General features: G+C 73.0%; 9 protein-coding genes. 7 read left to right on the top strand and 2 right to left on the bottom strand.

Annotation, left to right across the window (positions count from 1 at the left end):
• Positions 1–156 precede the first annotated feature (156 nt).
• The 7 genes from AB0L06_RS03570 (at position 157) to AB0L06_RS03540 (ending at position 9,619) form a co-directional block, all read left to right on the top strand.
• Complete coding sequence (locus tag AB0L06_RS03570) at positions 157–864, top strand: class I SAM-dependent methyltransferase (RefSeq protein WP_500229341.1); 708 nt, start codon at positions 157–159, stop codon at positions 862–864.
• A 198-nt stretch (positions 865–1,062) separates the two neighbouring features.
• Positions 1,063–2,241 (top strand): glycosyltransferase family 4 protein, encoded by a 1,179-nt coding sequence (locus AB0L06_RS03565; RefSeq protein ID WP_500229340.1) that lies wholly within the window; start codon positions 1,063–1,065, stop codon positions 2,239–2,241.
• 133 nt (positions 2,242–2,374) lie between these two features.
• Complete coding sequence (gene manB / locus AB0L06_RS03560; RefSeq protein WP_500229339.1) at positions 2,375–3,442, top strand: mannose-1-phosphate guanylyltransferase; 1,068 nt, start codon at positions 2,375–2,377, stop codon at positions 3,440–3,442.
• 74 nt (positions 3,443–3,516) lie between these two features.
• On the top strand, positions 3,517–4,650 hold the full coding sequence (locus tag AB0L06_RS03555; protein ID WP_500229338.1) for a serine hydrolase domain-containing protein: 1,134 nt from the start codon (positions 3,517–3,519) through the stop codon (positions 4,648–4,650).
• 60 nt (positions 4,651–4,710) lie between these two features.
• Positions 4,711–5,670 (top strand): DNA-3-methyladenine glycosylase family protein, encoded by a 960-nt coding sequence (locus tag AB0L06_RS03550; RefSeq protein WP_500229337.1) that lies wholly within the window; start codon positions 4,711–4,713, stop codon positions 5,668–5,670.
• Positions 5,671–5,976: 306 nt separating this feature from the next.
• On the top strand, positions 5,977–6,936 hold the full coding sequence (locus AB0L06_RS03545; RefSeq protein ID WP_500229336.1) for a LysR family transcriptional regulator: 960 nt from the start codon (positions 5,977–5,979) through the stop codon (positions 6,934–6,936).
• 70 nt (positions 6,937–7,006) lie between these two features.
• Positions 7,007–9,619 carry a bifunctional FO biosynthesis protein CofGH gene (locus AB0L06_RS03540; RefSeq protein WP_500229335.1) on the top strand — a complete coding sequence of 871 codons (2,613 nt, stop codon included), beginning with the start codon at positions 7,007–7,009 and terminating at the stop codon, positions 9,617–9,619.
• Positions 9,620–9,753: 134 nt separating this feature from the next.
• On the opposite strand, the gene AB0L06_RS03535 is transcribed toward AB0L06_RS03540, so the two are convergent.
• On the bottom strand, positions 9,754–11,040 hold the full coding sequence (locus AB0L06_RS03535) for a coenzyme F420-0:L-glutamate ligase (RefSeq protein WP_500229334.1): 1,287 nt from the start codon (positions 11,038–11,040) through the stop codon (positions 9,754–9,756).
• Positions 11,037–11,978, bottom strand: a complete 942-nt coding sequence (gene cofD / locus AB0L06_RS03530) for a 2-phospho-L-lactate transferase (RefSeq protein ID WP_500229333.1) — start codon at positions 11,976–11,978, stop codon at positions 11,037–11,039. The genes AB0L06_RS03535 and cofD overlap by 4 nt, the downstream gene beginning before the upstream one ends.
• Between the last annotated feature and the right edge of the window lie 82 nt (positions 11,979–12,060).

The raw sequence follows: 12,060 nt of genomic DNA, 5'->3' as shown, positions 1-12,060 counted from the left end.
GGGCGTTCCGCCGGTTCCGGCACGCGGAAGCGTGGGCTCCGGCATGCGGGCGCGCGGGCGTCCTGCCGGTTCCGACACGCGGACGCGCCGTGTATTGCCGGGTATGTGGCGTGCGCGGCACCCTACGGGCCGGGCATCGTCTATAGGCTGGGGCCGATGAAGATCTCGGATGTGGTGGCCTTCGTGGGACACCAGGTGCACGTGTGCCGGTATCGCGAGGCGGGGACGCTCCTCGACTGGATGGGCGACGACCTGCGCGGCCGGAAGGTGCTCGACGTCGCGGGCGGCGACGGGTACTGGGCCGGGCAGACCCGCAAGCGCGGGGCCTTCGCGGTCTCGATCGACCTGGCGCGCGGGAAGATGGAGTACGGCAGGACGCTGGCGAGCCCGCCCGCGCTGGTCGAGTGCGACGCGCTGAAGCTGCCGTTCCAGGACGGCTCGTTCGACGCGATCCTGTCGGTCTGCGCGATCGAGCACTTCGCCGACGGCGGCACGTCGCTGGACGAGATGGCCCGGGTGCTGAGGCCCGGCGGGCAGATCTTCATGTCCGCCGACGTGCTCAGCCGCGCGGACGCCTGGCCGAAGCTGCGCGACGCGCACAAGGCCAAGTACCACGTCCAGCACACGTACACGCACGAGTCGCTGGCCAAGCTGATGGACGAGCGCGGGCTCGACCTCGTCCGGCACTCCTACCAGTTCCGGACGGCGGCGGCCGAGCGGCTGTACCTGTCGCTGTCGACGTACGGCGGCAAGGTCGGCTTCAACGCGGCCGCGCCGCTCGCTCCGCTGGTGGCCGCGACGGACGCCAAGGCGCCGAACGATCGTGGCAGCATCGTGCTCGTGCAGGCCCGCAAGCGGGACTGACCGGGCACACCTCGATCAGCCCCGCGCGGGGCTGGCCGAACACATCTCGATCGACATCTCGATGCTCGCGCGGGGGCGCGGGCGTCGCCGGGAACGGCCGGTCCCATCGGCGTGCAAACGCGGATGAAACCCTCCGGGCGGGCCCGATCGGCGTAGGCTCGAATGGTCAAGAGTGATCTACGTCACGGGGGTGGGATCATGGTGCGAGACGACGTGCCGCGTGAAGACCGGCCGCCGCGGATCCTGTTGGACGCCACCGCCGTGCCCGCCGACCGCGGCGCGCTGAGCCGCTATGCCGAGGGTCTCCTGCGGGCGCTGCACGGGCTCGGGGCCGACCTGGCGATCGCGTGCCAGCGGGTCGAGCGGGAGCGGTACGCCGCGCTCGCGCCGGGCGCCCGCGTCGTGTCCGGCCCGGCGGCGCTGGCGCACCGCGCGGCGCGGCTCTCCTGGGAGCAGACCGGCCTGCCGCGCGTCGCGCAGGAGGTCGGCGCGGACGTGCTGCACCTGCCGACCTACGCGATCCCGGTGCACGCCGGGCTGCCGACGGTCGTGACGATCCACGACGTGACGCTGTTCGCCGAGCCGGAGCGGCACGACCCGCTCCGCACGTCCTACATCAAGTCGGCGACCCGGACGGCGGCGCGCCGCGCGACCCGGATGATCGTGCCGTCCCGGGCCGTCCGGGACGACATGGTCCGGCTGCTGCACGCCGAGCCCGACCACATCGACGTGGCGTACCACGGCGTCGACCACGAGGTGTTCCGGCGGCCGTCCCCGGAGGAGATCAAGAAGGTCTCGGACCGGCTCGGCCTGCACGGCCACCCGTACGTGGCGTACCTGGGCGCGCTGGAGCCGCGCAAGAACGTGCCGAACCTGATCCGCGGCTGGGTGCGGGCGTGCGCGGGCCGTCCCGACCCGCCCGCGCTGGTCCTGGCGGGCAGCGGCGGCTGGGACGACGAGGTCGACGCCGCGCTCGCCGTCGTCCCGACGCACCTGCGGGTCGTCCGGTCGGGGTATCTGCCCTGGTCACTGCTGCCGGGGTTCCTGGGCGGCGCGCTGGTCGTGGCGCTGCCGAGCCGGGGCGAGGGGTTCGGGCTGCCGGTGCTGGAGACGATGGCCTGCGGCGGGACGGTCCTGACCACGCGGCGCGGTCCGCTGCCCGAGGTCGGCGGTGAGGCCGTCGCCTACACCGAGCCCGATCCGCCCTCGATCGCCGCCGCGCTGTCGTCCCTCATGGACGCGCCGGAACAGCGCCTCGAACTGGCCGAGGCCGCCTCGGCCCGTGCCGAGGGCTTCACCTGGGAGGCCTCGGCCCGCGCCCACCTCGACTCGTACACGCGGGCGGTCACCCACTACGCGGCCGCGCACCCGTCCTAGCCACGCTCGACGGCATGGGACGAATCGGTCCTGAGCTGTGCATATGCCAGGGCGCTCACGGTGTGGAACGAGTCGTCGCGGAACGCGTTAGGCTCGCCGGACGATTCGTTTCGGTCAGCGCTGAAGGAGCCCAGTGGAAGCGATCCTGCTGGTCGGGGGACAGGGAACCCGGCTGCGTCCGTTGACGATCTCGACGCCGAAGCCGCTGTTGCCCACGGCCGGGGTCGCGTTCCTGGCTCATCAGCTCGCGCGCGCGCACGAGGCCGGCGTCACCCGGATCATTTTCGCCACGTCCTACCGGGCCGAGATGTTCGAGGCGGCGTTCGGGCGCAAGGCGCAGGGCGTCGAGCTGGTCTATGTCAGTGAGAGGGAGCCGCTCGGCACGGGCGGCGCGATCCGGAACGCGGCCGCGGCGCTGACCTCCGGGCCGGACGACCCGGTGCTGATCCTGAACGGCGACATCCTGTCCGGGCACGACGTCCGGGCGCAGGTGGAGCTGCACGACCGGTCGAACGCGGCCGCCACGCTGCACCTGACGACCGTGGACGACCCGTCCCGGTTCGGCGTCGTCCCGACCGACGGGAACGGCCGCGTGACGGCGTTCCTGGAGAAGGCGGCGCGTCCGGTCACCAACCAGATCAACGCCGGCTGCTACGTGTTCCGGCGCTCGGAGATCGACGCGATCCCCGAGGGCGAGGTGGTGTCGGTCGAGCGCGAGACGTTCCCGACGCTGATCGCGTCCGGGGCGATCGTGACGGGCTACGTCGAGTCCGCGTACTGGCTGGACGTGGGCACCCCCGAGGCGTTCGTGCGCGGCTCCTGCGACCTGGTGCTCGGCCGGATCGCCTCGCCCGCGATGCCCGGCGAGCCGGGCGACCGGCTGATCCTGCCGGGCGCGGTGGTGTCCGGCGGCGCGGTGGTCCGGGAGGGCACGACGGTCGGCCGTGGCGCGGAGATCGAGGCGGGCGCGACCGTGCTGGGCAGCGTCCTGCAGGACGGCGCGTTCGTCGCCGAGGGCGCTACCGTCCGCGACTCGGTCATCGGCCGCGGCGCGCGGGTCGGTCCGGGCGCGGTCCTGGACGGCGTGATCCTGGGCGACGGCGCGAGCGTCGGCCCGGGGAACGAGCTGCGCGACGGGCTGCGGCTGTGGCCGGGCATCTCGCTGCCGCCGACCGCCGTCCGCTTCTCCAGCGACGCCTGACCCTGCCACCGTCCGGTGGCAAGTTCATCCCCAAGGATGATCCTTCTTGATCAAGATCATCGGATTCTTGGGGGATGCGGAAGAACCCTCTGGTCACCGCCGCCACGGCGATGACCGCCCGCGCCGCGAACGCCCCGGCGGACGCGCGTGCCGACGCCGGCGGGGTCCCCTCGCTCGACCCCGCCGCGCTGGAGGCCTCGATCGCCGGGCCGCCGAGCCCGGCGGTGACCGGCGCGATCCTGAAGGTGACCGGGTCGGCCGGGAACTGGCAGGGCGTCTCCGGGGTCCGGGACGTCCGGACGAACGCTCCGGTGCCGTCCAACGGGCGGTTCCGGATCGGGGCCGTGACCAGGATCTTCACCGCCGTCGTGGTTCTGCGGCTGGTGGGCGAGGGGCTGGTCGGGCTGGACGAGCCCGTCCAGCGATACGTGCCCGGCCTGCTGCCCGGGTCATATCCGGAGATCACCGTCCGGCGGCTTCTCGACCACACCAGCGGCCTGCCTCAGCCCGGCGAGCCGGGCGACGGTGACGCCGAGCGGTTCGCGGCGGACCGGCTCGACTCCCGGACGATGCGGGAGCTCGTCGCGGACGCGGTGCGGCGTCCGATGGCCGCCGAGCCCGGCACCGTCCAGCGGGGGAATCCGCTCGGCTACTGGCTCGCCGGGGTGCTGATCGAGCAGGTCACCGGGCACGCGTACCCGGTGGAGGCGACCCGGCGGATCCTCCGTCCGCTGCGGCTCGCGGACACCCTCGCGCCGGATCCCCGTGACCCGCGCCTGCCCGGCCCGCACGCGAACGGCTACGTCGCCGTCCAGGAGGACGGGCGGACCGTCCTGCACGACGTGTCCCGGCAGAGCCCGTGGTCGGCCGCCGACGGCGGGCTGATCTCCACCGCGCCCGATCTGACCCGCTTCATGCTGGCCCTCTTCCGCGGACGCGTCGTCCCGCGACCGCAACTGGACGAGATGTTCCGCGTCCCGGACGTCCCGTCCGACGGCGGGAACCGCTTCGGACTCGGCCTGACGCGGGTCACCGGCCCGAACGGCGTGGTGGCGTGGGGACAGCACGGCTCGCTTCCCGGGTTCACGACCGGCCTCCTGGCCACCCGCGACCTGAGCCGCGTCGTCGTGTACTCGCTCAACACCACGGGCCGCAGCAGCGCCTCGGAGTATGTCGAGGCGATCACCGCCGCCGCCTTCGGTGCCTGAGAAACCCCAGGTGGAACGCCTGTGAGGCCGTCCTGTCGGAGGCGGCGGGTAGCTTGGGACGTGCTCGGCGTGGGGGAGGTCGGCATTCTGGAGCGGGAGTGGCGGCCGCCGTGGGCCGTCGACATCGGCCTGGTTCTCGGGCCGCACCGCCGCGGCACCGGTGATCCGGCGTTCGCCGTGGACGCGGGCGGCGGTCATTGGCGTGCCGTCTGGACGCCGGACGGTCCCGGCACGCTCCGGTTGCGGCGCTGCTCCGACGTGATCGAGGCGGCGGCGTGGGGCCCGGGCGCGGCGTGGCTGCTCGACGCGGTGCCGGAGATGCTCGGCGCGGCCGACGACCTGTCCGGGTTCGAGCCGCGGCACGACGTGCTGCGCGAGGCGGTGCGCCGCCATCCCGGGCTGCGCGTCTGCCGGACGAACCGGGTGTTCGAGGCGCTCGTCCCGGCCGTCCTGGAACAGAAGGTGCTGAGCACGGAGGCGTGGCGGGCCTGGCGCTACCTGCTGCGCCGGTTCGGCGAGCCCGCGCCGATGCCGCAAGGCGTGGTCACCGACCGCGGAAACGCCCTGGACCTGCGGGTTCCGCCACCGCCGGGGGTGTGGACGCGGATCCCGTCCTGGGAGTGGCACCGCTCCGGGATCGAGGCCGTCCGGGCGCGGACGATCATCGGCGCGGCGCGGGTCGCATCCCGCCTGGAGAACGGCACGGCAGCCGGATCGCGCGTGGACAACGCGGCCGAGTCCCGGCTGCGGTCACTCCCCGGGGTCGGGGTGTGGACGGCGGCCGAGACCCGGCAGCGGGCGGTCGGCGACCCGGACGCGGTCTCGGTGGGCGACTACCACCTGCCCGGCCTGGTGGGCTGGGCGCTCACCGGGAGCAGGACCGACGACGACGGGATGCTGGAACTGCTGGAGCCGTACCGGGGGCACCGGCACCGGGTCACACGCCTGCTGGCACTGACCGGCGCGCGTCCGCCGAGGCGTGGCCCGAGGCTCCCCGTCCGTGACTACCGGGGTTTCTGACCGGTGCGTCCGGGGCGGTGCGCCGCGGCAGCCAGAAGTTGCCGCGGGCCCAGTCGAGGCCGTCACGGGTGTCGCGTCCGAAGAGCGGACCGAGGACGGCGAGGGCGATGATGGCGATGATGACGTACATGAGAAGTCCTTCCGCATCCGATGTGCTCGTGAGCCCTGGCCTGGGCTCGGACTTCCCGCGCGGGTGCGGGCTGGGGGATGTTTTGCCGTCCCTTTGCTCGCATTCACAGTTTGACCCCGTCCAATGTTCAGGTCCAGCGACAGTTCCTTCAGTGTTCGTGTAAGGATTCCTTCACCATGCTGGATCTGGGTAGGTTGCGGGTGCTTCGCGAGCTCCAGCAGCGCGGCACGGCGGGCGCGGTCGCGGAGGCGCTCGGGTACAGCCCGTCCGCGGTCTCGCAGCAGCTGGCGCAGCTGCAGCGCGAGGTCGGGGTGCGGCTGGTGGAGAAGGTCGGCCGGCGGCTGCGGCTGACCCCGGCGGGCGAGGTGCTGGCCGCCCGCGCGCAGTCCCTGCTGGACGAGGCGCGCCGGGCCGAGGAGGAGGCGCTCGCCGCGTCCGGCCGGGTCGCCGGAATCGTCCGGATCGTCGCGTTCCAGACCGCGCTGCTGCACGTCCTCGCACCCGCGTTGCCGGGGCTCGCGGCCGAGTACCCCGAGCTCACCGTGGACGTCCTGGACGAGGAGCACATCCGGGTCCTCCAGGCGCTCGCGCTGCAGGAGATCGACGTCGCGATCACCGACGAGTACCCGCGGCTGCCGCGGGCGCGCCGTCCGGAGCTGGTCGCCGAGGAGCTGCTGAGCGAGCCGATGCGGGTCACGCTGCCCGCCGCGCACCCGCTCGCCGCGTCCGGCGGGCCGGTGGAGTTCGCGGCGCTGTCCGGCGAGCGGTGGATCACCAGCCACCCCGGCACCAACCACGCCGACCTGCTCGAACGCGCCTGCGTGGACCTGGCGGGCTTCCACCCGGACGTCCGCTACCGCACCAACGACATCATGGTGATGTTCGCGATGGTCGCGCACGGCGGCGCGGTCAGCATCATGCCCGACCTGGCGTTCGCCGACCAGCAGCCGGGCATCGTCACCCGGCCGCTCGCCGGCGAGCCGCTGCGGCGGCGTATGGTGCTGTGGACGCGTGCGGGCGCCGATGTCCGGCCGTCGGTCCGGGCCCTGCTGGACGCGCTGCGCGTGTCGGCGGGCGAGCTGGCCGGACGCCGTCCCACCCTGGCCCGCGGCCCGCGCGTCCCCACCGCCTCCTGAGCGAAAGCGACACCTCGATTCGGGGCCCCCGCACGGCTCGCGAATATGACGCTTGGCATAGAGTGCGCGCATGTACGTTGAGACCACTCGTGCCTCCGCTCCCTCCGACACCGCGCTCCGCAGGGCGCTCGCGCGGGCGCGCGACGGCAAGACGCTCGACCCGGCCGAGGCCGCCATCCTGCTGCACGCCCGAGGCGGGCGGCTCGACGACCTGCTGACGTACGCCGGCCGCACCCGCGACGCCGGACTCGAGGCCGCCGGACGTCCCGGCGTGATCACCTACAGCCGGAAGGTCTTCATCCCGCTCACCCGGCTGTGCCGCGACCGCTGCGGCTACTGCACGTTCGCGACCGTCCCGCACCGGTTGGACGCGCCGTACCTCAGCCCGGACGAGGTGCTGGAGATCGCCCGCCAGGGCGCGGCGATGGGCTGCAAGGAGGCGCTGTTCACCCTCGGAGACCGTCCCGAGGACCGGTGGAGACCGGCCCGCGAGTGGCTGGACGCCCATGGGTACGACGACACGCTCTCCTATGTTCGCGCGATGGCCGTCCGGGTGCTGGAGGAGACCGGCCTCCTGCCGCACCTCAACCCCGGCGTGCTGACCTGGCGCGACTTCCAGCGTCTCAAGCCGGTCGCGCCGTCCATGGGGATGATGCTGGAGACGACCGCGACGCGCCTGTTCAGCGAGCGCGGCGGTCCGCACTTCGGCTCGCCCGACAAGGACCCGGCCGTCCGGCTGCGGGTGCTGGAGGACGCCGGGCGCAACAACGTCCCGTTCACCACCGGCATCCTGATCGGCATCGGCGAGACCGTCGGGGAGCGCGCGGACGCGATCTTCGCCATCCGCCGGACGATGCGCGAGTACGGCGCGGTGCAGGAGGTCATCGTCCAGAACTTCCGCGCCAAACCGGACACCAAGATGCGCGACACGCCGGACGCCGACCTCGAGGAGCTCGCCGCGACGGTCGCGGTCGCGCGGCTCGTCCTCGGCCCGAAGGCGCGCATCCAGGCCCCGCCGAACCTCGTGGACGACCAGTACCGCCTGCTGCTGCGCGCCGGGATCGACGACTGGGGCGGCGTCTCGCCGCTCACCCCGGACCACGTGAACCCGGAACGGCCGTGGCCGCAGATCGACGAGCTCGCCGCGCGCACCGCCGAGGCGGGCCTCACGCTGCGCGAGCGCCTGACGATCTACCCCGAGTACGTCCGGCGCGGTGAGCCGTGGCTCGATCCGCGGCTGGCCGGGCACGTCGCCGCGCTCGCCGACCCGGAGACCGGCCTCGCCCGCGAGGACGCGGTGCCGGAGGGCCGTCCGTGGCAGGAGCCGGACGGCGGTTTCACCTCGTCCGGACGCACCGACCTGCACGTCTCCATCGACACCGAGGGCCGCACGGCCGACCGGCGCGACGACTTCGACTCGGTCTACGGCGACTGGGACGCGGCGCGCGAGCGCATCGCCGCCGCTCCGCGGCGCTTCGACGCCGACATCAAGGCCGCGCTGGCCGCCGCCGAACGCGACCCGGCGGGACTCTCCGACGAGGAGGCCCTGGCGCTCCTCCACGCGGACGGCCCCGAGCTCGACGCGCTCACCCGCCTCGCCGACGACCTGCGCCGGGAGGCCGTCGGCGACGACGTCACCTACGTCGTCACACGGAACATCAACTTCACTAACGTCTGCTACACAGGCTGCCGGTTCTGCGCGTTCGCGCAGCGCCGCACGGACGCCGACGCCTACACGCTCTCCCTGGAGCAGGTCGGCGACCGCGTGGACGAGGCGTGGGTAGCGGGCGCGACCGAGGTCTGCATGCAGGGCGGTATCCACCCCGACCTGCCCGGTACCGCCTACTTCGACCTCGCACGCGAGGTGAAGCGGCGCGCACCGGAGATCCACCTGCACTCCTACAGCCCGATGGAGGTCGTCAACGGCGCCGCGCGCACGGACCTCTCCCTCCGCGAGTGGCTGATCGCGGCGCGGGAGGCGGGCGTGGACTCGCTGCCCGGCACCGCCGCCGAGATCCTCGACGACGACGTCCGCTGGGTGCTGACCAAGGGCAAGCTGCCCGCCGACCAGTGGGTCGAGGTCGTCACGACCGCGCACGAGCTGGGCATCCGGACCACGTCGACGATGATGTACGGCCACGTCGACACGCCTGCGCACTGGGTCGCGCACATCCGGCTGCTCCGGTCGATCCAGGACCGGACGGGCGGCTTCAGCGAGTTCGTGCTGCTGCCGTTCGTCCACCACAACTCGCCGATCTACCTGGCCGGACTCGCCCGCCCGGGACCGACAGTCCGGGAGAACGTCGCCGTGCACGCGCTCGCGCGCGTCCTGCTGCACGGCTCGATCGCCAACATCCAGACGTCGTGGGTCAAGCTCGGCGACGAACTGTGCGAGCGGGTCCTGCGAGGCGGGGTCAACGACCTGGGCGGGACGCTCATGGAGGAGACCATCAGCCGCATGGCGGGCTCGGAGAACGGCTCCTTCAAGGCCATCAGCGAACTGGAGGCCATCGCGGCCCGCGCGGGCCGTCCGTCCAAACAGCGCACGACGCTCTATGGCGTCCCGACGGCCGAAAGGATCGAAGCGTCCCGCCGGACGGACGGCATCGGACATTTCGGTCGATCCCAGGGTCGAGGCTCCGGCCATTATCAGTCGCGCACAATTCCGGTTATCAATAAGTGAGTACGCGGTCAGTGTGGTGGATGACAAATCTCCACCTCACTAACCCCGTACTACCTCAGCACTAACAACCAGCTCGTGAGAGGCACGCGAAGGCCCCGGCACCGGACGGTGTCGGGGCCCTGGTGAACGAGGTGTCAGCGAACCTCGATGAACGCCTCCGGGGAACGCGGCGGACGCTGCCGCGGCGGCGCGGCCGCGTGGCCGACGCCGACGGCGCCCATCGGGTCCCAGTCGTCCGGGAGGCCGAGGGCGTCGCGCACGACGTCCCGGCAGAACATGGTGGACGACACCCAGCACGAACCGAGGCCCTGGACGGCCAGCTGGACCAGCAGGTTCTGCACGCCCGCGCCCGTCGCGACCACGAACATCTCCCGCTCGGCGGACGACCGGCGCTCGTCCGGGTAGTCGTGCGAGCCGTCCATCACCAGGCACGGGACGACCAGGTACGGCGCGCGCCGCAGCACGTCGCCGCGCTTGAGCCGCTTGGCGATCGACTCCTCGGACTTGCCGTCCCGGCGCAGGTCGGCCTCCCACGCGTCGCGCATCGCGTCCAGCAGGCGGGTGCGCGACTCGGCCGACTCCAGCAGGACGAACCGCCACGGCGTCGTGTGGTGCGGGGCCGGAGCGGTGATCGCGGCGGCGACCGCGTCCCGGACGGCCTGCGGGTCGACCGGCTCGTCGGTGAACTCGCGGATCGTGCGCCGCGCGTACAGGACCTCTGCCGAGCCGTACCGGAACAGGTCCTGCTCAGGAGAACGGACCAGGGCGCGCGCGCCCGGACCGTCGTCCTCCGTCACCAGCTCGCCCAGGCCGCGCACGACCGCCACGGGGACGCCCGAGAGCTTGCCCTTGGCCAGCTCGGCCGCCGAGGCGAGTTCGTCCGCGACGGCCGTGACCGTGGCGTGCAGGTTGTTCCCATAGGAGTCGGTGCGTCCGCGGAAGTCTTCCAGAGGGGAGATCCCGGCAGCGCCGATCGCGTTGTCGGTCAGGCCCCCGCGCCAAGCACGGCCCATGGTGTCGGACACGATGACCGCCACGTCCGCGCCGGTCAGCTCGCGCACGCGCGCGCGAATGCGCCTGGCGGACGCGTCCGGGTCGATGGGCAGCAGCAGGACGGTGCCGGGCTCGGTGTTCGACGCGTCCACGCCCGCGGCGGCCATCACGAGGCCCTGCCGCGTCTCGACGATGCGCGTCTCGCCGTTCTCGTGCGCGCGGCGGGCGACGACCCGGACGGTCTCCGCGTCGATCGCCTTCTCCCGGCCGTCCGCGACGAGCGTCCGGCCCTCCGCCTTGCTGACGATCTTGGACGTGACGACCAGGATGTCGCCGTCCGCCACCAGGTCGGCGGGGATCAGCGCGGCGATGTCGTCGCCGTCCCCGATCTCGGGCATCCCGGGGACGCCGAACACCTGGAAGCTCATCGGGCCAGCTCCTCGGCCAGGTCCAGCGCCGCCTGGGCGATCGCCCGCGTCGCCTCCGGGTCGCTCATCAGCAGCGGACGGGAGCGGACCTCCATGCCGTCCACGGTCACGTCCTTGTCGGCCTCGTCCACGAGCCAGCCGTCGACCAGGTCGGATCCGTAGTGCTCGGCGACGGCCCGCGCGGACGTCTCGACACCGATCGCGGTCAGGCACGCGTCCGCCATGCCGCGCACGGGCGCGCCGCCGATGATCGGCGACACGCCGACCACGGTCTTCTTCGCCACCGCGTCCCGGATGCCGGGAACCGCCAGAATCGTCCCGATACTCACCACCGGGTTGGACGGCGGGAACAGCACCACGTCCGCCGCCTCGACCGCCTTCAGCACGCCCGGCGCGGGCTTCGCCTCGTCCGCGCCGACCGGCGCGATCGACACGGCCGGCAGCGACGCGCGCAGGCGCACCCACCACTCCTGGAAGTGGATCGCCCGCCGGCCCTGCTCGGGGTCGTCCACCACGACGTGCGTCTCGACCTGGTCGTCGCTCATCGGGATGAGCCGGACGCCCGGCTGCCAGCGGTCGCACAGCGCCTCGGTCACCGCGGAGAGGCGGTACCCGGCGGCCAGCATCTGCGTCCGGACGATATGTGTGGCGAAGTCGCGGTCGCCCAGGCCGAACCAGGACGGCCCGACGCCGTATTCAAGTAGTTCTTCCTTAACGGTGAAACTTTCGTCCCGCCGTCCCCAACCCTGTTCCTCGTTGATGCCGCCGCCGAGGGTGTACATCACGGTGTCCAGGTCCGGGCAGACCCGGAGCCCGAACAGGGAGATGTCGTCTCCGGTGTTGCCGATCACGGTGATGTCGGCCTCGGGGGCGGCCGCCCGCAGTCCGCGCAGGAAGCGGGCCCCACCGATACCGCCCGCCAGCGCCACGATCCTCATGTTCCCAGCCTAGGGGCGGTGAGGGGTCCGCTCGTGCGCCCGGGGGGCCGCTGAGGCGCGCGTCGTCCGCCCGGCCGGCCCG

Source organism: Spirillospora sp. NPDC052269, from assembly GCF_040679435.1.
GTDB lineage: Bacteria > Actinomycetota > Actinomycetes > Streptosporangiales > Streptosporangiaceae > Spirillospora.
This window is presented reverse-complemented; position numbering and strand designations above follow the sequence as displayed.

Bases quoted from the DNA above. Each gene is read 5' to 3' on its own strand.
- AB0L06_RS03565 (WP_500229340.1), top strand. From the start codon at position 1,063: ATGGTGCGAGACGACGTGCCGCGTGAAGACCGGCCGCCGCGGATCCTG.
- AB0L06_RS03570 (WP_500229341.1), top strand. From the start codon at position 157: ATGAAGATCTCGGATGTGGTGGCCTTCGTGGGACACCAGGTGCACGTG.
- AB0L06_RS03540 (WP_500229335.1), top strand. From the start codon at position 7,007: ATGTACGTTGAGACCACTCGTGCCTCCGCTCCCTCCGACACCGCGCTC.
- AB0L06_RS03535 (WP_500229334.1), bottom strand. From the start codon at position 11,040: ATGAGCTTCCAGGTGTTCGGCGTCCCCGGGATGCCCGAGATCGGGGAC.
- AB0L06_RS03545 (WP_500229336.1), top strand. From the start codon at position 5,977: ATGCTGGATCTGGGTAGGTTGCGGGTGCTTCGCGAGCTCCAGCAGCGC.
- AB0L06_RS03555 (WP_500229338.1), top strand. From the start codon at position 3,517: ATGCGGAAGAACCCTCTGGTCACCGCCGCCACGGCGATGACCGCCCGC.
- cofD (WP_500229333.1), bottom strand. From the start codon at position 11,978: ATGAGGATCGTGGCGCTGGCGGGCGGTATCGGTGGGGCCCGCTTCCTG.